A 25,443-nucleotide genomic window follows, 5' to 3' on the forward strand; every position below is an offset into this window, starting at 1 on the left:
AAAGTCGGGTATCTAAAAGAAGACGATTTTACCTTTTTAAAATAACTCAATCAAATCTTAAGCTGGAAAGGACACGAATAGAAATGCAATACCGATCGCGATCGCACATATACCCATCACAAAAGACCAGAAGCGGTGATAGCTACTAACCACCGTACCGCTATCGCTTTCAATCTGAATCAAATCCATCCAAGGTGCAACGCCCCGGCCGAACCAACCCAAAGCGCTAACATCCATTCCCATCAAACTTTTAACCCGTTTCATGCCAAACAGAAAATTACCAATTGGCCCAAAATCCCGAAGCATAGCGCAGATAAATCATTCCCGTTCAGTCTGGCAATTTCAAATCAGAACCGAAGGTATAACCCGCATCTCTGTATCAGTTTAACGCCGGCTTTGCGCGATCGCCCTGCCTTGCGTAAAGGGGCCTGAGATGACATAATACTCTCCGAAGGTTATTGACAAATGGAAATTCTCGTGGGATTTTGTCTATACTTCACTGTTTTAACCTGTGAATTCGGATTGCTGTAAGGGGACTCAACAAAAATATAGAATTTCCTTAAGAATTGTTAAGACTGAAAACCGCCCCTAAATTTATTTCTGGGGATTCAATTCAAAACCCAAAACCCAAAACCCAAAACCCAAAACTCAAAACTCAAAACCCAAAACCCAAAACTATTTAAAATTTACTGCCATGTCTATTATTGAAATTGCCCAAAAAACGCGCGTATCTGCTAGAAAATTGGCAGTTTTGTCCGCTGATGCCAAAAATCAAGCTATTGAGGCTATGGCTAAAGCTTTAGAAGCTGCTGCGCCGGATATTGTGGCGGCGAATGCGGCTGACTGCAAGGCGGCAAGCGCGGATGGAATTGCGAAACCGCTGTACGATCGTCTCAAGTTGGATGAGAGCAAGTTGAAAAGTGCGATCTCCGGCGTGCGCGACGTTGCGAAACTCCCTGAGCCGATCGGTGTCGTGCAAATTCACCGTGAATTGGATACAGGATTAATTCTGAAGCGCGTCACCTGTCCTTTGGGCGTTTTAGGCATTATTTTTGAAGCGCGCCCAGAAGCTTTAATTCAGATAGTATCCTTGGCAATCAAATCAGGAAATGGCGTCATTCTCAAAGGAGGCAAAGAGGCAGTCCGTTCCTGCGAAATATTGACAAAAGTGATATATCAAGCATTAGCAGAAACTGCGGTTAATCCAGAAGTCGTGCAGTTGCTCACCACGCGGGAAGAAACAATCGAACTGCTCAAAATGGATGAATATGTAGATTTGATTATTCCCAGAGGTTCTAATTCCTTCGTGCGGTTCGTGCAGGAAAATACGCGGATTCCCGTCTTGGGACACGCCGACGGAATTTGTCATTTGTACGCAGACAAAGCGGCGGATATTCAGAAAGTAGTAGAGATTTCTGTCGATGCAAAAACTCAGTATCCAGCCGCCTGCAATGCCATTGAAACCTTGTTAGTTCACAGTGCGATCGCCCCCAAATTCCTGCCCGCAGTTGCCGAAGCTTTGCAGCAGAAAAAAGTCGAATTGCGGGGAGACGAAAAAACTCGCGCCATCCTAGAAAATATTGCCCAAGCAAATGAAGCGGATTGGTCTACAGAATACAGCGATTTAATTTTGTCAATCAAAATAGTAGATTCTGTGGAAGAGGCAATTAACCATATAAATACATACGGTTCCAGACATACAGATGTCATTGTTACCGAAGACAGCGAAGTCGCCGAAACATTTTTAAATGGAGTCGATGCGGCCGGAGTTTATCACAATTGTTCGACTCGATTTGCCGACGGTTTCCGCTACGGCTTCGGTGCAGAAGTGGGGATTAGCACGCAGCAAATGCCGCCTCGCGGGCCTGTTGGTTTAGAGGGGTTGGTGACGTATAAGTATCGAGTTGTTGGAGATGGTCATATTGCCGCGAGTTATGTAGGGAAAGATGCTAAGGAATTTACACATCGAGATTTGTAAATCCTCGATAGCCGATCGAACCAGACAATAAAAAAGCCTGTAGGGGCGGGTTTTACCAACAATATTTGATGTTCGCGAACAATTTATATAAACCCGCCCCTAGACAGCCGATAATCTAGATTAACCTGATGTTCGATCGAATGCCAAAAATGTAGATTTGGATTTGTCGTTGGGTGGGGGCGGGTTTATTATATTTTTGGTTTCTAACATAGATGGTTGGTAAAACCCGCCCCTACGATATCCTGTAGATACTGAATCTTAAGCAAAGTGTCCATTCTCCTTAATCCATCCCAAAAAAAGCGATCGCCCTCGCATTCAAACAAACTTAGCTACAATAAGCTATACTGTGCTCGGCGACTCCCCAACTCGAACAATTTTCCGTTGTTTATGTCTAACTCCTCCCTCCTCGCCCCCGGTTCAACTCTCGAAAAACGCTACCGCATCCTCAGCGAATTAGGCCGCGGTGGCTTCGGCCGCACTTACCTCGCCGAAGACATCAACCGCTACAACGAACATTGCGTGCTCAAAGAGTTTTCTCCGGTTGTTCACAGCCCGAAAGCTGCCGAATTGTTCGATCGCGAATCGAGTATGCTTTACAGCCTCCAACACCCGCAAATCCCCCGCTTTCGAGAACTCCTGCGAACCGATATCGGCGGCAATCAATCTTTATTTTTAGTGCAAGATTATATCAAGGGTCAAACCTACGAAGAAATACTGATATCGCGTCAGCAACAAGGTAAAAATTTTACCGAAGCCGAAGTTACTCAACTGCTATTTCAGCTTTTACCAGTTTTAGAATACATCCACTCAAAAAATTTAATTCACCGCGATATTTCCCCGGATAATATTATTCAGCATGATGCTGACAAACTACCATTTTTAATTGATTTCGGTTCAGTCAAACAAATCGCAGCCAATGCCGTACATCAGTTTAACCGACAATCGGATACGGCGATCGGCAAACAGGGTTATTCGCCCGCGGAACAAATGCTGCAGGGTAAAGTATCTCCGGCTAGCGATTTATATGCTTTAGCAGTCACGGCTTTAGTCTTGCTAACGGGCAAAAAGCCTCAAAAATTGTACGATATTAACGGCAAAACTTGGAATTGGCGATCGCACCTCAGTGTCAGCCCAAATTTAGCCACAGTATTGGATCGGATGTTAGCAGAACAATCGGGCGATCGCTACCAATCTGCAAAAGCAGTCCGCGAAGCACTCAAAGATCCAAAACTATCTCAAATTAGCAGTATAATTTCCCAAATGGTGACAATGAACTTTGTCGGCCGCCCTTTCAAAAACACCACTCAAACTGCTACCAGCAATCATACTCCTGTTAACCAAAACCCTCAAATTGTTAAAAACAACAACATTTTCAAGTTAATACCTTGGAAAACCCTAGGGAGTTTAAGCGTGGTTTTGTTGCCGGGAATGTTAGCTTTTAGTGTAGTCAAATCTGGTTTCACGTTGCCCAAGTTGCCGGATTTACCTAAATTTTCTTCGCGCCAGCAACCTCCCGATACATCCTTAGAGCAAGCTGAAATAATTCGTCAAGAAAAGATTGGTAAACGGCGCAAAAATCTCAATATTAATCAAGATATCTTCTATCAAAAAGTTGATGAATTATATTACAATAAATATCCAGAATTCCAAGGTCGTATCTTGACAGAAAAGTCAGAAGATGCTGAAATTAGGCGGAAATGGTATGCAGTTGCTGAGGATTTACTCGACAAGTTGGAGAAAGGAGGACAGTTGTGAAATTTAAGATAGAATAAGACTGATTTAACCGCAGAGGGCGCAGAGGGCGCAGAGGGAAGTGGACAAGGGATCACAAAAAGAGAGGGAAGAGAAAGATAACTTTATCTGGTTTAATACAAATTGGTATAGGCAACGCACTTTTAGTTTATTACAAAATGGATTCTATTCAACTTACAGGAATTCGCTGCTACGGATATACGGGCTATCTGCCGGAAGAGCAAGTTTTGGGCCAGTGGTTTGAAGTGGATGTTACTCTCTGGCTGGATTTATCGCAAGCAGGAAAAAGTGATGATATTCAACATACTCTTGATTACCGCAGCGCAATTACTCTGATTCAAAAGCTAGTCAAAGACTCGAAGTTTTTATTAATCGAACGCCTAGCAGATACTATTGCTCAAGCGCTTTTACAACTACCCTTAGTCGAGAAAGTTAAACTACAACTCTCGAAACCTGCTGCCCCCATCCCTGATTTCGGTGGCAGAATTACTCTAGAAATTACTAGAAGTCCTTAGTCCTTAGTCCTTAGTCCTTAGTCCTTAGTCATCAGCCCTTAATCTGCATTAGTTTGTCACTAATGACTGATGACTGATGACTGATGACTGATGACTGATGACTATTGACTAATTACCACTTCAGCAAATTAAACTCTTCCATGTCTACTGTATTGCGGTTGCGATAAATCGCCAAAACAATTGCCAAACCTACGGCAGCCTCAGCAGCAGCTACGGTAACTACAAACACCGTAAATACTTGACCTTTAATCTGTACGGGGTCGAGATAATTGGAGAAACCCATCAAATTGAGATTGACAGCATTCAGCATCAACTCGATCGACATTAACACCCGCACTGCATTTCGGCTAGTAATCAAACCATAAACACCAATGCAGAAAAGTGCAGCGGCTAATAACAGAAAATACTGGAGTTGCAGTTGCATAAATTTTGCGATTTTCTCTCAATCAATATTACTACCAAACAGACAGATAGGTGCGCAGCGCGCACCCTAATGTTACTTAGATTCCGGCGAAGAAACATCTCCGGCAGAAACTAATTCGCGAGGCCTTTCTTGCAAACTAAAAGCTGGTGTTTCAGATAGCTTGTTCGACGACAATTGATCGGGCAAGAAATCGCGGCGTGCTAGCACAATTGCTCCTACCATTGCCATCAACAAAAACACTGATGCTAACTCGAAAGGTAGCAAAAAGTCAGTGAAGAAATGTTTGGCGATGGTCACGATCGAACTTTCTGCAGGTGCTCCTGTCGTAGCCACAATAGCCCAAGGAGTAGACACCACCATCGTACCCAAAAGCGCAAATAAACCAGCACAAACCACTGCTGTGGCTACTTGACGCACCCAAGCGTTGGGAATAGTGCGGAAATCTTCGCGCTTGTTAACCAACATAATCGCAAACAAAATCAAGACGTTAACAGCGCCAACATAAATCAATACCTGCGCTGCTGCTACAAAGTCGGCATTCAGCAACAGGTACAAGCCGGCAATGCTGGTAAATACGCCGCACAGCAAAAAAGCTGAGTAAACGATGTTGGAGAACAGCACTACTCCTAATGCTCCTGCAATCATCATTACGGACAGTATGCCAAACGAAACAATTTGAACCCCTTCGGCTAGATTCACAATTTTTAATCCTCTGTTAATTGGGCATTGGGGATTGGGGATTGGGCATTGGGCATTGGGGATTGGGCATTGGGCATTGGAAATTTGTTATTTGTTATTAGAAAAACTACTAACAAGTAATCATTAACCATTAACCACTAACTACTAACTATGCCCCATGCCCCATGCCCTATGCCCCATGCCCCATTACCTATTTTTCGATAATTTACTCTGAAGGGAGACCTGCGCGCCGATCGCTGCTGGGAACATCATGAGGGTCGATCGGACCTTTCGGCAAATAAGCGAATTCTCGCAGCGGTGTCACCATCGGGTCATCTGTAACCTTGTAGGGCAAACGTCCGAGGGCCACGTTGTCAAAATTCAATTCGTGGCGCTCGTAGGTGGCTAACTCGTACTCTTCTGTCATGGACAAACAATTAGTCGGACAATATTCTACGCAGTTGCCGCAGAAGATACAAACACCGAAATCGATACTGTAGTGCTTGAGTTGTTTCTTCTTACTGTCTTTGTTAAATTCCCAATCCACTACAGGTAAGTTGATCGGACATACCCGAACGCAAACTTCGCAGGAGATGCACTTGTCAAATTCAAAGTGAATTCTGCCCCGAAAACGTTCGGAAGGAATTAATTTTTCGTAAGGATACTGTACCGTAATCGGGCGGCGTCTCATGTGGTCAAAAGTAACAGCTAGACCTTGACCGATATACTTAGCAGCTTGAAAACTTTCTTTGGCGTATTCGCCTACTTGATTGAGGAATTTTAGCATGGTGTTCTCTCTCTGTACTTGAGTTTTTGGTAATTGCTAATTGATAATAGGTAATTGGTTAACAGCTATTTTTTTTTACCTGTTGCCATTTACCTATTATGAATTAACCGCCAAAAGCAAAAGGAAAGGCAAGCTTCAAAGCTGCGGTCAATAGCAAATTAACTAAAGCAACAGGCAGCAAAAACTTCCATCCCAAATCTAGCAATTGGTCGATCCGAACTCGCGGCAGAGTCCAGCGGAGCAGAACTGCCAGAAACAGGAAAAAGTAGGCTTTCAGCATGGTCATCGTAATGCCCAGCGTGCCGGTAATTACCTGCAACCAAGGAGTCGTCTCGCTCAATCCCAGGGCATTTGTGATGACTCCGACCGGAATCGGACTTTCCCAGCCGCCGAGGTACAAAACTGCTACTAGCAGGCAAGAAAGGACGAGGTTAACGTAGGAAGCGATGTAGTACAAAGCAAATTTCATGCCCGAGTACTCAGTCTGATATCCTGCTACCAATTCTTCTTCTGCTTCGGGGAGGTCAAAGGGCAACCGTTCGCATTCTGCTAGTGCTGCGATCCAGAAAATCAGGAAACCTGCGGGTTGCCGCCAGATATTCCAGCCGAGAATGCCGTAGCCGGCTTGCTGGTGTACGATGTCGATCGTACTGAGGCTGTTGGACATCATCACAACTGCCAATACTGCCAAAGCTAGGGGAATTTCGTAGCTGAGGGATTGAGCGGCTGCTCTGAGTCCGCCGAGGAGGGCGTATTTGTTGTTTGAAGCATAGCCGGACATCAGCAAGCCGATCGGCTGAATGCTAGAAAGAGCAATCCACAGAAATATCGCTGTCCCGATATCGGCGATCAGCATATGCTCTCCGAAGGGCACGATTAAGTAGGAGAGAAAAACTGGAATCACCACAATTACCGGGCCCAGCGTGAACAGCAGCGCGTCAGCTTTTGCCGGTACAATGTCTTCTTTGAATACCAACTTCAGACCGTCGGCAACGGGTGCTAGTGTTCCCAGAGGGCCGATAAATTCCGGGCCTACCCGCTGTTGAGCGGCGGCGGAAATTTTCCGCTCTAGCCAGACACTAGTAAGTACCCCGAATACAGCACCGACAATCATCAGCACCATTGGCAGCGGTAGCCAAAGCACTTTGGCGATCTCCGCCGGCAAGCCCCAATTGATTAGGGCTTCTACGAAACTTCCTTGTAAGTCAATTCCTGGGTTCATTTTTCCAGCTTTTGAGCGCTCAGCATATAATTTTTCACCCGTCCTTCGTAGGAGTAGGCTTGGAAATCGGGGTTTTTGTAAAGAATTTTAAGGCTTTACCGCCTAATAGTATATCGCCCGACAGGCTCTAAGAACGTACAGACAAGGTGAAATTATTTTATGCCAGAGCCCAGGTTAGCTAATGGGTTTGCCACTTATGTATTTTTAGTCTGGCAACAAGCTGAGTCGATTTGAGATTTGAGATTTGAGATTGAATGAACCTGGAATGCCAAACAAAAGGGCCCAGAGTTAACTCTGGGCCCTTTTAATGCTTTAAAGTAACTTTCAAATGGCTTAAACCATTGATTTTACGTCACTTTTTTTATGGAACTGGGCAGAATCGAACTGCCGTCCAAAGCGGGTATTTACCTTCCGATCGTTCACAGGTTTATCCCTTCTAATCCTCAGGGCGGGAACCATCTTTATCCCAAATGGGGGGATTTTCTAGTGATTGCTTTCCTAGCTAGCCGACTAGAAACGTTTAGCTAGGGCATCCGTTGGGGGTTGTTATGCTACCGTTAACGGAGTTAGGTGGCATACACTCTAAACCGGGCTTAAGAAGTTTTTAGGCTACAGCGACGGCTTTGCGAGCGAAAGGAACGATGTTGTTCGCATTTACTTTTTTGTTTGAGCCGGTATTAGCGAGAGGAGACTCACTCTCGACCTGCATCACGGAGCAGCTTTCGCCACCCTGTCGAAACCATTACAGCCCCTCGTGTGTTCTTTAATCATAGACAATATTTTGTGTTGCGTCAAGCGATTTTGGATTTTGGATTTTGGATTTTGGATTTTGGATTTTGGATTTTGGCACAAAGCTGAGTCAAGAATATTTACATCTTGCAGCATTTTCTTGAACAGGCAAGATGCCTGTTCCACAAGAGTTCAAGTTTTTTTGGGGGTGGGCCCTCCTAGCCCACCCTTGAAAGGTTTATTGACGGTGGTCAAAAATGTCAGCGCTGCGAAGTTTAATGCAAGTTGTCGTCCCAGACGCCGATGTAAATCCGATCGCGCTCGTTGCGTTCGATCGTCAAGCGATTTTAGATTTGAGATTTTGGATTTTGGATTGGGGATTGGGGATTAAAGAAACCGGGTTTTTTGCGGTTAATGCGGGCTGTAACGAAAGTATCTGGCAAAAAAACCCGGTTTCTGACCACCCGTGCCTAATTCCTAATTAATGCAAGTTGTCGTCCCAGACGCCGATGTAAATCCGATCGCGCTCGTTGCGTTCGATCGTACCTTCGAGCGAACCCTTCTTAAACGTAAACTGATTAGTTCGGCGCTGCTGCACGTCGCCCAAGCCTTGCAAAATCTCCCGGCTGGCGCCGCCCACCATTCCGTTTAACGCGGTTCGCACTACCAAATCGTCCACCGACGGGGCAAAAGAACCCTCTGTTTGTACTAGCTGGCCCGAATCGCGATCGTAAATGTAGCCGAGAGTAATCCGATTTGGCAATATTTCGTAAAGTGCGGTCCGAGTATTTGGCCAATAGCCCCGGGCTTGAGCGTCAGTGGGTTCTCCCAATTCGGATATAATCTGACTTTCCGCCGTACCAACGGCATACCCAGGGATTGTGGGAGTCTTCTGATAATTGGTTCCCGGTTGTTCGCTGGGTGCGGGCGATCGATCGGGCGGCAACTCTTTGTCAACAAGTTTTTCCGTCGGCTGTTCTAGGGGCGGTGCCCCCGTGTCCGCCCCCGTTGGGGCTGGTGTTGGGGTTGGGGCCGGTGTTGCGGTTGGAGTTTCAGCAGCAGGCGGCGGAGTTTCTCTGCGAGTCGGCGAGAAAGGCGTTGGTGTGGGCGCGGGAATTGGTGCGGGGCTCGATCGCGCCTCTGGATCTGCAGGGGCCGAAGTGCGATCGTCCTGGGCCACCGGTGCGGGTTCCGAAGACGGCCGGTTGAGGAAAACCCTAGCAATACCGACCAAACCTGCCACAATAAGTGCGATCGCCGCGAGCCCCAAAATCGACCAAACCTTGCGGTTGCCGGACCCAGAAGGCACCACAGCAGGCGCTGTTCTGGAACCTGCAGGCGACTGAGGCCCGTGTCCCGGAATCACCGCCACCGTCGCAAGAGTGCTCGGCGACGCTGCACCATGAGGCTGCCCGTGCAGCAGCGACAGCCACTCATCGACGCTAGCAGGGCGATTTTGAGCTTCTACCGTCATCCCCCGCATCACCGCAGAACTGACAGCCGCACTTAGCTGAGGCTGCAAGTCGCGGGGTGAAGGCATCGGCTGGCTGGTGCGCAAAATTGCAGCCACCGGCACCTGTGCTGTCAGTAAAGTGTAAAGCGTCGCCGCCAGACCGTAAACATCTGTTGCGGGCGTATATTTTCCTTGGGCAAAATACTGTTCTGGGGGCGCGTAGCCGTCGGACACCATATTAGTGTGACTTTGGGTTGCACCAGGAGTAAACTCGCGGGCTATGCCAAAATCAATCAGCACGACTTCGTGAGTACCTTGGCGCAAAATAATGTTTTGTGGCTTGACATCTCGGTGCAGCAAACCCTTTTGATGAACTACTTTTAAAGCAGCCCCAATTTGAGTGATGTAGAGAATTGCGAGATTTTCTGGCAGCGGATTATTTGAACCGACTACATCGCCCAAATTCTGACCGGCTATGTAGTCCATCACCATGTAAGGCTGCCCGTCTTCGACAAAGAAATCGCTGACGCGGACAATATTCGGATGGACGCAGGAAGCCAAGCGCCTCGCTTCGTCTTGAAATTTGCGATCGAACTCAGCAAAATTAGGTTGCTGCCGCAGAGATTCGTTGAGGGTTTTTATGACTACAGGCTGTCCTAAATAGCGGTGATTTGCCCTGAAAGTTATTCCAAAGCCGCCTCTTCCCAATTCTTGTTCGAGGGTGTACTTTCCACCCTGTAAAGTTTTGCCGATTAGCGCATCCATATATTCAGGCGATCGCGTACCAGATAATATGGCTGATTATGGCACGTATGGTCGGCACTCCTCACCACTCCAAAGGGCGATCGCAATCCTCGATCGGCGTTGCCAGTCCTTCCCGAATCGATTCCCGCATCCCCGGCACTGAGAGAAGATACAGTGTCTCCTGCACAGATGCCCAGTCAGATTCTGATAATAACACTGCATTGCTAGTCTGTCCTGCGATCGCAATAGGTTGATGCGACTGACTCACCGCATCGATCAACTGCTGTAACTGCTTTTGGGCTTCATTGATTGGAATCATCATCTTCCACTTTTCTAAATACGCTTTTCTAAGTGATATTGGCTGGCTGTAGACACTGCTACAACTGCCCCAGAAACTTGTCGTACTCTGCGTGTGAACCAACCCAAAACCAGATTACAGTGTCTCCATCCAACTGACCAATTGCTCGATAGTTTTTGGTAATTCGGGCTGAGTAGATTGGTAAGTCTGGATGCACCTTCTTGAAACGCAGGCTTGGATGACTTGGGTCTTCCTTGAACTGGCGATACGCCCCGCGAGTCTGCTGTTGAACTTGTTCGGGTAAATCAGCAAATAATCTACGGAACTCGGTTGTAGTGCTTGACTTCACAATGTTTCTGGATCGAGTTCTTGGGTTTTGCCTGCATGATACTCAGCCATTGCGGTCGCTGCGAGTTTAGCAAGAGCATCTGGGGAACGGGAGAATGCTTGATCCCAGCGCCTCTCGTCTTCAAGTTCTTCCAGAATCATTGAAGCGAGGGCATCTTGCTCGCTGGCAGACAATGTTTTCAACTTGGCGATCGCACGTTCCAGTAACTCAGTCATGGCTACCACACTTTTACAATTAAAATGGCATCCTATCCATTATCCATTGTTTCAGGCAAGTTGAGGGTAGGTCGAACAAATGGCAGGCTAATTATCATCATTAATAACTAGGGGAGAACAACTTCTCTGTTTTAGACTAGCTTTTTCATGCACTTAAATACCTCTCTATATCTCGCAAATGCAGGAATTCCACTATTCAGTCAGAGTGTTCTCTATCAAATTATTTTGCTAATTCCCATTATCGCCATACAAGCTTACATTCACAAAAGACTACTCTAACTAAGTATGATTAAAGCTATTTTTTTTTTGTAATAAATATTCTATCGACAACCTTCTATCTCGTAGGATCGCTGATTGACATCTTGAGCCGCCATCATTGCATTGATGTGGGTAAAGATGCGATCTAATTCCCCAATGGCGTCTAGTTCCGCTGCCTCTTCTGCCATTAGTTTGTCTGCCTTCTTCTTCTCTAACAAATTTTCCATACGCTGTTGCCGAGATTCACTAAATTTGAACAACTTCCACCGATCGACTTTTTCAAGGCAAATTTCATGGATTAACGAGGAGAGTTTGTTGAGAATTGAAACCATTGTATGCTCCCAGCTTCGGGTTTTAGGTAGTGACTAGATTATAGCTTTTATTCAATCTGGCAGATTTAATGCTCCAAGCGAGAACCTTCAAATTACCGCCAAAACCAGTGACTTAAACAGCCAAACGGCGTTACAGTTCAAGTCGGATGATATTCATCCCTGCTTATTTGCCACCGCCATATCTTGCCTTCTTCAGGATCGTCCACCTCTGCAATGAACTTCATTCCCACTTTTTGCAACACCCTATTCGAGGCATTTTTTTCAGCTAAAGTGTGGGCGATGACTGCTTTAACCTCCTCGTGAGCGAAAGCATAATCGATCATTCCCTGTGCCACCTCAGTTGCAAATCCGCGATTCCAATATTCGGAAGCAATTTCATAACCTATCTCTATAGTCCCCGACTCATCAGGTGAGCCTTTGAAACCTCCGTTGCCGACCAGCACTTCATTTTTTGGATGAATAAAGAAGTAGTTGCCCCACTCAGTTGGAGGCGGATTGGATTCGCAAGATTCGTCAGCAGGGAGGGAAAATGCTTCCGGGAAATGAGGCCAGCTATTAGGGACTACGACATTTAAAATTGCTGCAAGCTCGCTTTTATTGCGCAATAAAGCTTCTACGTGAATCCTTTCGATGGCAAGTAGTTGAAGATTGTTAGTTTTAATCATTTTTCTACCTTGTTTAACCAATTATGAAATAACACTAGAGACACTATCGAAACGCTGTTCTCGGGACCCTGGCGAGTTGGTAAGCCCCCCGACTGTCCACCAATTGATATTGATTTGGCTGCAATCCTAATTGCACAAATTTCTCTGGATATCCCAGCACCAAAATAGAGGGAGAAGTTGGGTTTTTAGATTCCTTAATGTAGTCGATCGCCTTTTGGACAGCTCGGTAGTAAGTCACCGGCCCTTGGGTATAAAAAACCAGACTGGGTTTCCAGAAGCCAACCATCATCAACTCTTCCCCCGGCAGTTTTTGTTGAACCGCAACCTGCGCTAACTCTCTCAGAGGTAACTGGCGGTTGATATCGACCACTTTGTAGGCGGGAGTAAGACCAAAGATGATAAATGCTACTAACCCGATCAGGTTAGCAACCAAAATCCAGCGCTGTTGCCGCTTCCAGAGTAAAAGTGCGATCGCCACCGCTGTAGTTATCCAAATCGCACCGCCGACAATCAGCAATCCCGACTCCTGAATTGCTTGGGGAAAATTGGGCATTGCCGGGTCATCTCCCAGCCAGTTGTAGCTGTAGAAAGTTGCTCCGGCTACAATTAATAAAAATATCACATTAAAAATGTATGTAACTAACAGCCCTCGCGGTAAAGAATTCGTTTTTTTTTCTAACTTTGCCTGCCTGTTTTTTGGTTCGTTGCCTGCAATAATATCGCTCCACAGCAGCGTTACCAAAATCGCAGCGGCGGGGATTAAAGGCAATACATAACTCGGCAATTTGGTAACGGCGATCGTAAAAAAGCCAAAGATGCAGCCGAACCAAAATAGGGCAAATAAACTCAACTGAGCCGATCGCGGTTGACGGCGCCAGTAACTGCGCTGCCAAAAACGGGTGCGGGCGATCGCCACCGGCAAATAAATCGACCAAGGTGCAAAACCAACTAGCACTACAAAAAAGTAAAAATACCAAGGCGCCGAGTGCTTGTTGACTACCCCAGTAAAACGCTGGAAATTGTGATAGCCGAAAAAACTGTCAATATAAGTTTGACCGTTGGCTAAAATAACGAAAATGTACCACGGCAGGGCGATCGCCAGAATAATCAAGATTCCAGACACCGGACGCATTTCGCGCCAAAGTTGCCGAAAATTTCCCAAATAAAGCCCGAAGCAGCCAACAATCAGCGCTGGCACAACAATTCCCACAGGCCCCTTAGCCAGAATTGCTAAGGCAATTAGTACGTAAAAAGTCAGATACCACTTATTGGGAAATCGGGAAGCGGAAACAGTAGAAAATTCTGCTTGTTCTCTCTGTTCTTCTAGAGTGTAACCGAGGAAAAAGGCGAGTAGTGCCGAACACATACAGCCGACTAATAGCATATCTGAAACGCCAGTCCGTCCCCAGGCAATAGTTTGGGGATTTAAAGCTATTAGGGCCGCACCAATCCAAGGAGTAGAAAAAAAGATTGGGAGATTGGGGAAGTGTCCGAGGGGGGGAGTGTCCGAGGGGGGGAATTTTGCTTCTTCCTCATTCTGTCTTCCTTCTTCCTTCTTCCTTCTTCCTTCTTCCTTCGATTTCGATAGGGTATAAAATCCGAGGCAAGTCAGACCGATAGCGCACAAAGCCGACGGAAGACGCACGGCCAATTCGTTAACGCCGAGAGTGCGGTAAGCCACCGCCATCAGCCAGTAAATCAACGGCGGCTTGTCAAACCTCGTTTCGCCGTTGAAATAAGGAGTGATCCAATCCCCTGTCACCGTCATTTGACGGGCGGCTTCGGCAAACAGCGGTTCGGTTTCGTCAACTAAACCGATGTTGCCGAGATTCCACAAGAAACCTACCCAGGCGATCGCGCACAGCCACAACAGCGACAGCAGCTTTGGCGCGATCCTCTTCGAGGGCTTTCCTTCGGATCGCTTCGCTAACGCTAACGGGCGATTCCTAAACTCTGACAAATTTTTAATAACTTCCTTCACGCAAACTTCCTGCGATTTTAGATTTTAAATTTTAGCTCGCATAGAGAGTCTACCGAAAGATTCGCATTCTCGAAACTCCCAATTCGATCGAATCCGGTTCAACTGAGATCTTGCACCCTTCTCAACAAGGCTTTTATGGGCGGGCTCTCCTGCCCACCCCACAAGAAAATTCACTCTTTGTGGAACAGGCATCTTGCCTGTTCTTTATTTCGATCGAATCCGGTTCAACTGAGATCTTGCACCCTTCTCAACAAGCATTTCATGGGCGGGCTCTCCTGCCCAACTCTTTGTGGAACAGGCATCTTGCCTGTTCTTTAATCCCCACAAGAAAATTCACTCTTTGTGGAACAGGCATCTTGCCTGTTCTTTATAATGGTGCCGCTATGTGAGTTTAACCTCCCATAACGGCACCATTCTCAACAAGACCGGATCGACCGGGTTTCTCTACCCAAATCTCGGCACCTGCAGCTAAGGATTCAAGGCTGCAAAATTAATTGCCATTCTCTGGCTGTGCTGTTCCAAGCGGGCGAGGCTGTCTCCCCGGCCACGTAAGGCCCCCAGTAGCGGCGAGAACCATCCTGAGCAAAAACAACCAAAATGTCTCCCTGTTGGACTTGTAACTTGCCCTCCGGCAGCGATAGCATCAGTCCCTTGCCGCCGCCTTCCCCCGGCGCAAAATCCCAGTGTGCGGGTTTGCCGTAGGATTTCTCGGCTTGCCGTTTCGACAGCAGGGCCACTCGCACTGGGTGTTCGCTGCGGTTGCTGACGCGCAGACTGCCGGTGGCTTTAGTATTTGCAGGGATTGAGGAAAGCAATTCCTCCTCTGACTCTGGGGGGGTTGGTATTGAGTCGGGGTTGGGCTCGTTGGCGGTGTCTGCCGAAGCTGTCGCGACTGGGGAAACGGGGGGTATTGGGGGGAGTGCGGTGGCTGGGGAGGGCAAATCGCTCGGCAGATTTGAACCGTTAGAGATAGTGATTTCAAAACGTCCTAGAAACATTCCTGTAATTAGGACGATCGACACTCCAATTACGAGCTGGTAAATTTTAAGTTTCATAAATTTTACGCTTAAAGGATAGACTGCACGCCCAATTAGTCTTAACTATTTTTAATGTAGAACCCGGGGCTGGTGTGCCACAAGATACAGTTACACTTAATTACTTGACCGTTCTCGGCGATAAGTCGGCGATCGTTCAATACCATTTTAGATGTTAAATTTTAGATTTTAGATTGCTACATACTGAACCCGGTAAGGATTTGGAGTTTGTCTGGAGCGGCATTTTTTGACTCATCGGTATAACTTTTAATACCCGTTTAAAAAAAGAATGCAACTATAGGCAGATGATCCAAACCCCAACAGTCATCAGTCATTCCCAATCTCAAATCTCAAATCTCGAATCTCAAATTGTATAACTTTTATGCAGAATACCCGAATTAACAGATTGATTGATGTTCTGGGCGAGCGATTCCGAGGCTGGCTGAGCAATCCTTGGCGGCGGATTTCGCTTTTGCTAATTAGTCTGCTATTCGGCACTTTTTTGGGAACAGCTATTTCGACGATCGCCGGACAATCTGCTGATTGGGATATTATCGCCGCCGGGCTGTTGGTGTTGTTGACGGAACTCGTGAACTGGCTGGTTTACGGCGGCGCGCGGCCTGCAGTGGGTTCTTTGTGGGTGGAGATGCTCAATGCTCTGAAAATTGGCCTGACTTACAATTTATTTGTGGAGGCTTTCAAACTAGGCTCTTAAAAACTTTTTGCATCGGCGCGGGTTTAGGATGAAATATTTGTCAGTTGCGGATAGTATTTGTACAAAACCAGCCCCCGCCTAGAGAGTTTTTATGATATGGCTCGATCGACTGTAACCCCTGTTGAGATTTTACACCGGTGGCAAGCGGGCGTAAGCGTTGCCCTCGAAGAGGATCGCCCGTTAGCGAAAGCGTTGCGATCCGAAAGAAAGCCCTCGAAGACGATCGCTCGCGACCTCGATCGCCTGGCTTTTTGGGAACTTGCCGATGATATGCGATCGCGCGCTTTTGGCATTACTTCCGACAATGCAGCCGATGTTGTCCGCTGCAAAACCGATTTATTCTTTTCTATTCTTGACGAACTGCCTACTTTCTCGCTCAAATCAACTGTTTTTCTCGAAACTTTGTGGAATCTTTGGCTGCCGCTGGCAATGCAATTATCGACTGAAAAACAAACTTTAAACCGTCCTTTAATTCAAGGAATTTTAGGAGGGCAAGGGACGGGAAAAACTACTTTATGCCAAGTTTTGAGGCTGATTCTGGGAAAATTGGGATATTCTACTGTCAGCCTTTCTTTAGACGATCTTTACAAGACTTATGCCGATCGCCAACAACTCCAAAAAGCAGACCCGCGTTTAATTTGGCGCGGCCCCCCCGGCACTCACGATATTGACTTGGGAATCGCAGTTTTAGACAAGTTGCGCCGTTCTCAAACTCTCGAATTAGCAGCAGTTGACAATCCAAAATCTGATGTCCTAAAACCGGAGATAATTAAAAATATAGAAATTCCCAGGTTTGACAAATCAGCCTGCGGAGGTGCAGGAGATAGAAGTCAACCCGAAATTATTTCCGGTGCGGATATTGTACTTTTTGAAGGTTGGTTTGTCGGCGTGAATCCCGTGGTTGATGCCAAATTGAACGAGTTTTTGGCGGGTGTACCGTTTCCGATTTCCACAGAGGGCGACTGTCGGTTTGCGCGCGATATGAATGCGAAGCTGCACGACTATCTGCCGCTGTGGAACCGATTAGATCGGTTGATGGTTTTGTATCCCCAAGATTATCGCATTTCTCAAGTCTGGCGCAATCAGGCGGAACAGGAAATGATGGCCGCGGGGAAGTCGGGAATGTCAGAGGCCGAAATTAATCGGTTTGTCGAATATTTCTGGAAAGCGCTGCATCCCGAGTTATTCATTAAGTCGATGGTGGAGGGCGATGGGGTGGATTTAGTAATTGAAATTATGAGCGATCGCACTGTCGGCAAAATTTGTCGGGCGATCGACTTAAAATTAAGCGATTAGGGACAGTTAAATTTAACACTTTAAGGACACAACATTGTTGTGTCCCTACCGTATTGCAGCCTTTAAGGACACAACATTGTTATGTCCCTCTGTATTGCAGCCTTTAAGGACACAACATTGTTGTGTCCCTACCGTATTGCAGCTTATCGTGCATTCAATTGAGAATTCAAGGCTTATGCAAAAACTCGTTTGACGCGCGAATTATAGGGGTAAGGTTCGCCACAAGCACCCTACAATACAGAGGTTTTGCATCGAGGATGGAGAATTTCTAAATTAACTGCCGGGAGTACCAAGATCGATCGCTCTCTGGACCAAATCGTCGGTAACTTCGCCCGGCGTACCTGCGGGGTTAAGATCCTGAGCCATCGAACGAAAATCATCGGGATTGCCGCTTGTATCTGCCGGCTTTGCGGTCTCTGTAGGAGCGGGAATAGGAAATTTAGGTGCAGTTGCAGCGGCGGCAGCTTCGGCGCCGGCACCCGTGCGATCGATATCACTAACGCTGAATTCTTTTGAAGCTTCGTAGTCTGCTGATACATCAACGGTCGGCAACTTTTGTTCTCCAGCTTCCGCGCTTTCAGCGATCTGATCCGCGTCAAAGCTTTGAGTGTCTTTTGGTTCTGTATTTATTTCCGACATAGCCGACTCCTTGCTAGTTTTATTTAACAATTCACTTTCTCAATCATTAGTTAAATTCCAGGCTTTTTCATCTACCCGCAGATGTATCTTTGGCTTCTATCTTAAGGATGATTTATTCTAGGGTGGCGGCTCAACATTACACCAGTTTCCGAAAATAATGCAACTTTAGGCAAGCTCCAAACCTATACATATTCAGCCATTCCCTATTGTTTAATCTCAAATCTCCAATCTCCAATCTCAAATCGTATTACCTCTCGGGGATGGTGACTTGCACTTACAAATCTTGATATTTGTATATTCTGGAAGCATTTTTAAGGAATTTAATTTATGAACTCACCCGCCGCCACCAATCCTCACTCTCTCTCCAACGATACTCAAAACATCCTTCAGACAATCAACGGGTTGGGTACAGATGAAAAACTGGCGCTGCTCTACTTTGTTTATGAAAAAATGGGAGATTCAATTACACCAGCCGCTCCCGCCGCCGCCGACCCAGAATTAGCTCCCATGCTGCTCGATGATTTTTACAAGCTTTCCCATGACGAACAACTGAATATAATGCGAGGTATTGTCAACCGCGACGACACGCCGTATTCTCACGCTTACGGAGCTTTAACTGCTAACAATCAGTTGCTGGTTTGGTATGCTTGGGCTATTGATATGGGAAAAAAAATTGTCGATATCCCCGAAGGATATAAGGCAACTGAGGCTGTCAATGGTGTGTTGGGTCAAATTGAAGGTCTTGAGTTTGAACAGCAAATTTCGGTGCTGCGCGACGTAGCTAATAATATGGGCTACACCGATGTTAAACCAATTGCTACTCAGGACGAAGTAGGGAAAACTTCTAGTCTTTAGATAAGACTCGGCGGTTCAAACCGCTGCATAGACTCAAACGCAGCCTGCGGCTCGACCCTCGCTCCGCCGAACGTCCTCCGCAGACGGCAGAATAAAGGAGGCATTAAAACCCGATTTTCTATAATTAGCGGACATAAATAAACCTCATTATGTCCGCAGGTTTGTATACTAAATCCGGTTTTAATACTTGCTTTTTTTATTTGCATGGCTATAGTATGTCATTGCCATCTATAGCAAAGCAACCGCTATCGCTCGCAGCAATTACATGACTCTTGAGGTCAGCAATCGGCTGTAAATATAATATCAATTCCGGCAGTCAGACCGGAATGATATCAAATCCGCGCTCCGAAGTCGGGCGTAAAGTCGAATCAAGCGGCCAACAAATAATTCGCGCAATTTTCATTTTTTTGACCCCTCCTTCTACAGTCCACAGTCAATCGATTTTAGATTTTAGATTTTAGATTTTAGATTAAAGAATTGAAGCATTGACCCCACGGATAAATTTGGGGGGCAAGTTTCATCGGATACAGGTTTTTTATTTCTGGGTCCTGAGTCTGCTTTCGGAATGAATCCGGGGGCTTGTATCCTGGATGCTTTCGGTCAACAGTCAACAGTCAACAGTCAACAGTCAACAATGATTTCGGTGCAACCGGAATGGATATAATACCAGTTTAAAAAAGTCTTGCTCGAATCATCAATTTTATACTAATTATTAAAAGTCGCAGAACCCTGGGCTGGACTTAAGGCTTGCCGTTTCCCTAAAGAAGCTCGCCTAGAATCTATATATAGCGGTTCTCAAGCGTGGTGAGGTATGGGGGCGAGTCCTATGCCCACACCAGGCCTATGCCCTATGCCCGCGAGAGCACCTCATGTTACTGAGAAAGGCTATATATCCCTATTTTTCATAAATTTTATAAAAAATGTTTGCAGTCAGGACTGGAGTTTTTCAGGGTTAATTTTTCGCGGGAATTCTATCCGAAATGTCGAACCTTTTTTGGGTTGACTTTCGACCGTAATTGTGCCGTTCATCATTTTGACTAAAGAGGCACTAATCGCTAGTCCTAAACCGGTGCCTGGATATTGGCGGGTTATGCTTTGGTCGGCTTGATGGAATTTGTCGAAAATGTGGTGCAGTTCGGTTGCACAGATGCCGATTCCTGTATCCTGAACGGTGATAATTAGCCGATCGCCATTTAATTCCCGCGCCTCAATGGAAATGCTGCCCCGATGCGTGAATTTAACCGCGTTGGAAATGAGATTGACCAAAACTTGCCGCAGGCGCAACTTGTCATTAACTATAAGCTGATTCTGCAAGCAAACGCTGACAAACATTGCCACATTCTTGTCAGTGGCTTGATTTCCGAATTCCAGGGCGACATCCATTACTAAATTCGCTAAATCAAATTCTTCAGTTTCTAATTCTGTGCGGCCGTTCTCGATTTTGGAGAGGTCGAGGATATCCTTAATCAGCACTAGCAGGTTTTTGCCGTTACGTAAAATGCGCCCCACCATCTCTGTTTGCTGGCCGGTCAGCAGTTGTTTGTGCTGGCGCAGCAGCAATTGGGAAAAGCCGATAATCCCATTCATGGGAGTTAGCAATTCGTGGGACATGGTGTCCAAAAATTGCGATTTTAACTTTGCTGCTTCTAGCAGTTGCAATTTTTGCTGTTGAAGGCGCCGGCCCTGATTTTCCAGTTCTTCCTGCTGGCGAATTAGCAGCTCGTTTTGCAACTCTAAAAGCTGTTCCTGCTTTTTTAATTTTTCGATCGCCCGCGCCCTGTTAATCGCGATCGCAGCTTGTTTCCCTATCACCGCCAGCAGTTGCTGAGTTTCCGCGTCAATAGCAGTGCTGTCTTTCCGGTTGCCGATCGCCAACACGCCCAAACGCCCGCTTTCCCCCGACTCGATCGCCGCTGCACAGGCCGCCGCCGGCAGCGGGTCGCCGGACTCCGACCGCCACAGTACAGACTCTCCCGTCGCAAAGGCTTTCCACAGCAGCTTGTTTTGCACGTGCGGGGTTTTGCCCGCAGCAAAGTTTTGCGCGCCCCCGATAGCGGTGAGTTTCAGGCCGCTGCTATCGCTCTCCGGGATCGCAACCAGGCAAAATTCAGCTCCTGCGATCGCCTCCACAGTCGCGTCCGCGATCGCTTGCAACACCTCGCACAAGTTATCCGCGCGCTGGCTCAACACATTTATAAATCGCTCGATCGCCTCCAAATCCTGCCCAGCGTGCATTACCGTCCGGGCTTCGCACAAATTTTCTGCTCTCAAGTTAGCTTCCGAGCAGGCTTGATGGCGCCAAAATTCTGGTTCTGCTTGGGGCGAGGTTTGAGTTTGTTTGATCGTGTCCATATCTATGTAGGTTCCCACCCACTCCAAAACTTCGTGACTGTCGGGGTTAGCGGGCGCTCCTCCGGCCAGGTGCCAGCGGTAAGTGCCCTCTCGCGTCTGCAGACGAAATAGAATTTCGTAACTTTCCGGCGGAAACTCACAAGTGCGCCATGGCCTTGGGCCCCACAAGCTATGCGCCAAAAGACGAGCGCGGTCTTCTGGGTGGACCGGCGCCAGATAGCCGAAACCCAAAGCTGCTGTTGCTGCTACCCCCGTGTACTCCTCCCAGCGCTTACATAAATAAGTCGCCCAGCCGTCGGCATTTGCTTTCCAAACTATGTCAGAAATTGCGTCCAACAGGCGATCGTCCTGAGTTTCGCGGTCGCCAACTTGCTGTAGGGGGGATGTTATTTCACATACTTTGTGTAATATTTCCGCGCCGGAAAACTCCCAGCGAAAAGAGTTATTGCCCTGATAGTGACTCATAACAAGTTTTATCAATAAGCATCGAACTTGAGCCCTAACAACGGCTAAAGACTCATGCTGCTAGCTTTATTGATTTTGACTGCCCAAGTGCATCAAAATTTTTTATACTTTAAATCTATCTGGGTAGTGGTATCTTTACCTCTATCAAGGGGCGGACAATGGGATAATTCAGTTAAACTGTTAAAACATTGACAGCTTACCTGTCCCGAGCAGGGCTCGTGCAGGCGATGCCGCAAAATAACTTGAAAATTAACTTGCACTCTTGGCGGCTGCATGAGTATGCTTAAAAATGATGTGCGGCCTGTCAAACCCTAAATCAGGACACCTTCTCAAATTTACTCAGTTAGGCTGAGTCAATTGACGATATTTTTAAAGTTTACTGGACTATTGGAAAAAAGATGAGTAAAATTCGCGTTGCTTTGATAGAAGACCACGACCTGACAAGAGTCGGCATCCGCACAGCTTTACAACAGCGTGACACCATAGAAGTTGTCGGCGATGCCGCTAACGCTACAGAGGGATTGAAACTGCTTCAGTCTTCAAAACCTGACGTGGCAATTGTAGACATTGGCTTGCCGGATTTTGACGGCATTGAACTGACACAAAAGTTCAAAAAATCGGTGGTACCGGAGTCCGATCCGGATACGAAAATTTTGATTTTGACTTTTCAGGACAATGAAGAAGAAGTTCTGGCAGCTTTTGCCGCCGGAGCTGACTCTTACTGCATGAAAGATATCAGCTTCGATCAGTTGTTGGATGTCGTAAAAGTAACTCACGAAGGTAACTCTTGGATCGATCCCGCGATCGCCCGCATCGTCCTCAAACAAGCTCGCACTAAAGAGTCGGCACCGGAAGAACCGAAGGCTGAGGGCAAAAGAGTCACAATTAAGGCTGCCGAACCCGAGTTCAGTCACATCATTGAGACTTACCCTTTAACCGAGCGGGAATTAGAGGTTTTGGAACTGATCGTGCAGGGTTACAGCAATGCTGCAATCGCCGAAAAGCTCTACATTACTGTCGGTACAGTCAAGACTCACGTCCGCAATATTCTCAACAAGCTGTGCGCTGATGACCGCACTCAAGCGGCCGTTCTCGCCCTGCGTTCTGGCTTGGTTGGATGAAGCCTTATCATCGGGCAAAATCAAGTTAAAATTAGGGTGCGCGCTGCGCACCTTACCGCCGCTCGTGTAGGGTGTGCAGAGATCGCCGGCTGACTAATTGTTGCTGCTCATCTACGGTACGCGGGGATCGCCCGCAGGCGAATTGTTTTATGTAAAAAAAGGCTATAGTTTAAGCTTGCATCTATCGCAGTGCAGATATTATAAATAATCTTTTTAGAAGTAGATCGACCTTAAGATAGATGCCAAATAGTTGTCATGTTACGAATAGTTATGGTTGAGCAATAACAAGTTAGATAAATTCCGATCGCACTGCCGATAGGGCGCCATTTCACTTCATAAAATGCAGCGGCCCGGGCCAGATACTCATTCTTTTAGGAATAGTTAAGCGTTAAAGAAATTATATCCGCAGAGTGATGCCTGAGTTCGCTTAAATTTGCGAGATTAGAAGTATCAACTGCTACTGGAATATCCTAGAAAGAGGTATTATGGCCGCTCCAATTGAATTCAAGTTATTTGCTCCCTACAACAAAGGAGCTGCCTTGATTGGCTCTTTTTCTAATTGGGAAGAAATCCCGATGGAAAAAGACCAAGAAGGTTATTTTCGCACGCGAGTTGAGTTGGAGGATGGCGTTTATCAATACAAATTCCGCGTTCAGTCGAAAAGCTGGTTTGTAGAAGCCGATCAGTGGATAGATATAGTCGATCCCTACGCGACTGACATCGACAATCCCACTCAAAACGGCATTGTTCGGATCAAAGACGGCGATCGCATTATCGATACCTACGTGTGGCAGCACGACGACAAACCGCTGCCTGCCGATCGAGAATTAGTGATTTATGAAATGCACGTTGCCGACTTTTCCGGTGGCGAAGCAGACCCGCTGGCCCGCGGCCAGTACAAGCACGTCGTCGAAAAACTCGATTACCTAGTCGAACTCGGCATCAACGCGATCGAACTCATGCCCGTCAAAGAATACCCAGGCGACTACAGTTGGGGCTACAACCCCCGCTACTTCTTCGCTGCCGAGTCCAGCTACGGAACCTCAGAAGAACTCAAAAACCTGATAGACGAGTGTCACGGGCGCGGCATTCGCGTCATCATGGACGGGATTTACAACCACTCGGAATCATCCAGCCCCCTCACTCAAATCGATCACGATTATTGGTATCACCACGAACCCCGCGATCCAGACAACAATTGGGGTCCGGAATTTAACTACGAATTCTACGACGAAAAGTTAGAAACTTTCCCCGCACGCAAATTTGCTGGCGATACCGTCCGCTTCTGGATTCAAGAATATCATCTCGACGGCATTCGTTTCGACGCGGCGCGACAAATTGCCAACTACGATTTCCTGCACTGGATCGTTCAAGAAGCCAAAAATGCCGCTGGCCCCAAACCGTTTTACACCGTTGCCGAATTCATTCCCGACGATCCCAGCATCACGAATCTAGACGGGCCGATGGACGGCTGCTGGCACGACAGTTTCTATCACTGCATAATTCCACAACTGTGCGGCGACTTTTTTGATTTAGAACAACTCAAAGATGTGATTGACTGCAAGCGGCAAGGTTACTTGGGCGCTACGAATGTAGTGAATTATCTCACCAATCACGACCACGATCGCCTTTTTGCCGAATTGGGATCGTGCGGGATTTTGGATGAAGCAGCATTCAAGCGAGCGAAGTTGGGAACGGTGGTGTTAATGACAGCAGTTGGCGTGCCGCTGATTTGGATGGGCGAAGAATTTGGCGAATACAAACCCAAAACAATTGAGCAAGCTAAAATTGACTGGACGCTGCTAGGAAATGATATGAATAAAGGTTTGTGGGAATACTACAAAGGCTTGATTCACCTGCGCAAAAATAACCAAGCACTTTACACAGAAAACATCGAGTTTTTCCACGAAGACCCCGACTCGAAAGTTTTTGCTTACACTCGCTGGAACGATGAAGGTTCGAGAGTTGTAGTAGTGGTGAATTGGTCGGAAAATTATCTAGCTGGTTACAGCGTTCCCAACTTCCCGGAAAACGGAACTTGGCACGAATGGACGGGGAATTATGATATTGAATCTGGCGATAACAATATTATGATTGACTTGCCGGAATACGAAGCAAAAGTGTTTGTTTGGCAGTAAGCTGTCATATCGATTCCGGTTACACCGGAATGATGGGGAGTCGGGAGTCGGGAGTCGGGAGTCGGGGAATGTGGAATTATTGACCTTGACTTTATCATTCCGGCGCAGCCGGAGTTGATATCAGACCTCGAAAGCACTGATTCGCCATTCAAAAATATGAGGACTTCAGTCCTCACTACCAACCCAAAAAACAATGTTTGTAGTAAGGACTTTAGTTTTTTCTTAATTCGCCTAAACTCCGAGAACGGATGTCCTCATATCGATTCCGGTGCAACCGGAATCATTGTTGACTGTTAACTGTTGACTGTTAACTGTTGACTGTTAACTGTTGACTGTTGACTGTTGACTGTTGACTAATGACTAATGACTAATGACTGTTGACTAATGACTAATGACTAATGACTAATGACTAATGACTAATGACTAATGACTAATGACTAATGACTAA

Annotated in this window: 24 protein-coding genes and 1 other RNA gene; 9 read left to right on the top strand and 16 right to left on the bottom strand. The window is 46.7% G+C overall.

The genetic code is table 11. The features are described 5' to 3' along the window. Positions 1-57 precede the first annotated feature (57 nt). Positions 58-306 (bottom strand): hypothetical protein, encoded by a 249-nt coding sequence (locus QUB61_RS17415; RefSeq protein ID WP_333130593.1) that lies wholly within the window; start codon positions 304-306, stop codon positions 58-60. A 388-nt stretch (positions 307-694) separates the two neighbouring features. On the opposite strand from QUB61_RS17415, the gene QUB61_RS17420 reads away from it, so the two are divergent. The 3 genes from QUB61_RS17420 (at position 695) to folB (ending at position 4,245) form a co-directional block, all read left to right on the top strand. Next, entirely contained in the window at positions 695-1,978 is a 1,284-nt protein-coding gene (locus QUB61_RS17420; RefSeq protein WP_333130591.1) for a glutamate-5-semialdehyde dehydrogenase, read from the top strand. A 387-nt stretch (positions 1,979-2,365) separates the two neighbouring features. Then, on the top strand, positions 2,366-3,733 hold the full coding sequence (locus tag QUB61_RS17425; protein ID WP_333130589.1) for a serine/threonine-protein kinase: 1,368 nt from the start codon (positions 2,366-2,368) through the stop codon (positions 3,731-3,733). A gap of 155 nt (positions 3,734-3,888) precedes the next feature. After that, positions 3,889-4,245: a dihydroneopterin aldolase gene (gene folB / locus QUB61_RS17430; protein WP_333130587.1), complete on the top strand. Its 357-nt coding sequence runs from the start codon at positions 3,889-3,891 to the stop codon at positions 4,243-4,245. A 112-nt stretch (positions 4,246-4,357) separates the two neighbouring features. On the opposite strand, the gene nuoK is transcribed toward folB, so the two are convergent. The 5 genes from nuoK to ssrA all read right to left on the bottom strand — a co-directional run bounded on the left by nuoK (position 4,358) and on the right by ssrA (position 8,108). Next, positions 4,358-4,663 (bottom strand): NADH-quinone oxidoreductase subunit NuoK, encoded by a 306-nt coding sequence (nuoK, locus tag QUB61_RS17435; protein ID WP_333130637.1) that lies wholly within the window; start codon positions 4,661-4,663, stop codon positions 4,358-4,360. A 78-nt stretch (positions 4,664-4,741) separates the two neighbouring features. Then, positions 4,742-5,368 (bottom strand): NADH-quinone oxidoreductase subunit J, encoded by a 627-nt coding sequence (locus QUB61_RS17440; RefSeq protein ID WP_333130585.1) that lies wholly within the window; start codon positions 5,366-5,368, stop codon positions 4,742-4,744. A 205-nt stretch (positions 5,369-5,573) separates the two neighbouring features. Beyond that, the gene (gene ndhI / locus QUB61_RS17445; protein ID WP_333130583.1) at positions 5,574-6,134 is read right to left on the bottom strand and encodes an NAD(P)H-quinone oxidoreductase subunit I; all 561 of its coding nucleotides are present in this window, start codon (positions 6,132-6,134) and stop codon (positions 5,574-5,576) included. Between the two features lie 103 nt (positions 6,135-6,237). Beyond that, positions 6,238-7,356 (bottom strand): NADH-quinone oxidoreductase subunit NuoH, encoded by a 1,119-nt coding sequence (gene nuoH / locus QUB61_RS17450; protein WP_333130581.1) that lies wholly within the window; start codon positions 7,354-7,356, stop codon positions 6,238-6,240. 361 nt (positions 7,357-7,717) lie between these two features. After that, positions 7,718-8,108: a transfer-messenger RNA gene (ssrA, locus tag QUB61_RS17455) on the bottom strand. Between the two features lie 234 nt (positions 8,109-8,342). Here ssrA and QUB61_RS17460 point away from each other — a divergent pair. After that, the gene (locus QUB61_RS17460) at positions 8,343-8,570 is read left to right on the top strand and encodes a hypothetical protein (protein ID WP_333130579.1); all 228 of its coding nucleotides are present in this window, start codon (positions 8,343-8,345) and stop codon (positions 8,568-8,570) included. Here QUB61_RS17460 and QUB61_RS17465 read toward each other — a convergent pair. From QUB61_RS17465 to QUB61_RS17500, 8 genes are all read right to left on the bottom strand, one after another. Then, positions 8,567-10,303, bottom strand: a complete 1,737-nt coding sequence (locus QUB61_RS17465) for a protein kinase domain-containing protein (RefSeq protein WP_333130577.1) — start codon at positions 10,301-10,303, stop codon at positions 8,567-8,569. The genes QUB61_RS17460 and QUB61_RS17465 overlap by 4 nt on opposite strands. A 61-nt stretch (positions 10,304-10,364) precedes the next feature. Then, the gene (locus QUB61_RS17470) at positions 10,365-10,604 is read right to left on the bottom strand and encodes a type II toxin-antitoxin system Phd/YefM family antitoxin (RefSeq protein WP_333130574.1); all 240 of its coding nucleotides are present in this window, start codon (positions 10,602-10,604) and stop codon (positions 10,365-10,367) included. Between the two features lie 55 nt (positions 10,605-10,659). After that, positions 10,660-10,929, bottom strand: a complete 270-nt coding sequence (locus QUB61_RS17475; protein ID WP_333130572.1) for a ParE family toxin-like protein — start codon at positions 10,927-10,929, stop codon at positions 10,660-10,662. After that, positions 10,926-11,144: a hypothetical protein gene (locus QUB61_RS17480; protein ID WP_333130570.1), complete on the bottom strand. Its 219-nt coding sequence runs from the start codon at positions 11,142-11,144 to the stop codon at positions 10,926-10,928. Before QUB61_RS17480 ends, QUB61_RS17475 begins: the two co-directional genes overlap by 4 nt. Positions 11,145-11,464: 320 nt before the next feature. Beyond that, the gene (locus tag QUB61_RS17485; RefSeq protein WP_333130568.1) at positions 11,465-11,734 is read right to left on the bottom strand and encodes a hypothetical protein; all 270 of its coding nucleotides are present in this window, start codon (positions 11,732-11,734) and stop codon (positions 11,465-11,467) included. Between the two features lie 137 nt (positions 11,735-11,871). Beyond that, positions 11,872-12,399 (bottom strand): GNAT family N-acetyltransferase, encoded by a 528-nt coding sequence (locus QUB61_RS17490; protein WP_333130565.1) that lies wholly within the window; start codon positions 12,397-12,399, stop codon positions 11,872-11,874. A gap of 43 nt (positions 12,400-12,442) precedes the next feature. Next, positions 12,443-14,380, bottom strand: a complete 1,938-nt coding sequence (locus QUB61_RS17495; RefSeq protein ID WP_333130563.1) for a glycosyltransferase family 39 protein — start codon at positions 14,378-14,380, stop codon at positions 12,443-12,445. Positions 14,381-14,856: 476 nt separating this feature from the next. After that, complete coding sequence (locus QUB61_RS17500; RefSeq protein ID WP_333130561.1) at positions 14,857-15,435, bottom strand: hypothetical protein; 579 nt, start codon at positions 15,433-15,435, stop codon at positions 14,857-14,859. Between the two features lie 361 nt (positions 15,436-15,796). Here QUB61_RS17500 and QUB61_RS17505 point away from each other — a divergent pair, with 361 nt between their 5' ends. Both QUB61_RS17505 and QUB61_RS17510 read left to right on the top strand, forming a co-directional pair. Then, entirely contained in the window at positions 15,797-16,129 is a 333-nt protein-coding gene (locus tag QUB61_RS17505) for a DUF565 domain-containing protein (RefSeq protein WP_333130558.1), read from the top strand. 96 nt (positions 16,130-16,225) lie between these two features. Next, a complete protein-coding gene (locus tag QUB61_RS17510) occupies positions 16,226-17,425 on the top strand; it encodes a glycerate kinase (protein ID WP_333130635.1) in 1,200 nt (399 codons plus the stop codon). 273 nt (positions 17,426-17,698) lie between these two features. Here QUB61_RS17510 and QUB61_RS17515 read toward each other — a convergent pair whose 3' ends face one another. Continuing rightward, the gene (locus QUB61_RS17515; RefSeq protein ID WP_333130556.1) at positions 17,699-18,094 is read right to left on the bottom strand and encodes a hypothetical protein; all 396 of its coding nucleotides are present in this window, start codon (positions 18,092-18,094) and stop codon (positions 17,699-17,701) included. 297 nt (positions 18,095-18,391) lie between these two features. On the opposite strand from QUB61_RS17515, the gene QUB61_RS17520 reads away from it, so the two are divergent. Beyond that, positions 18,392-18,919: an orange carotenoid protein N-terminal domain-containing protein gene (locus QUB61_RS17520; protein WP_333130554.1), complete on the top strand. Its 528-nt coding sequence runs from the start codon at positions 18,392-18,394 to the stop codon at positions 18,917-18,919. A 930-nt stretch (positions 18,920-19,849) separates the two neighbouring features. Here the strand turns inward: QUB61_RS17520 and QUB61_RS17525 are convergent. Beyond that, positions 19,850-21,736, bottom strand: coding sequence for an ATP-binding protein (locus QUB61_RS17525; protein ID WP_333130552.1), 1,887 nt, complete (start codon positions 21,734-21,736; stop codon positions 19,850-19,852). A 398-nt stretch (positions 21,737-22,134) separates the two neighbouring features. Between QUB61_RS17525 and QUB61_RS17530 the strand changes: the two genes are divergently transcribed. Further along, on the top strand, positions 22,135-22,857 hold the full coding sequence (locus QUB61_RS17530) for a response regulator transcription factor (RefSeq protein WP_333130550.1): 723 nt from the start codon (positions 22,135-22,137) through the stop codon (positions 22,855-22,857). Positions 22,858-23,342: 485 nt separating this feature from the next. After that, positions 23,343-24,995, top strand: a complete 1,653-nt coding sequence (locus tag QUB61_RS17535; protein WP_333130548.1) for an alpha-amylase family glycosyl hydrolase — start codon at positions 23,343-23,345, stop codon at positions 24,993-24,995. The last annotated feature ends 448 nt before the right edge of the window (positions 24,996-25,443 follow it).

The sequence above is a fragment of the Microcoleus sp. C2D2 genome (assembly GCF_036702495.1).
GTDB lineage: Bacteria > Cyanobacteriota > Cyanobacteriia > Cyanobacteriales > Microcoleaceae > Microcoleus.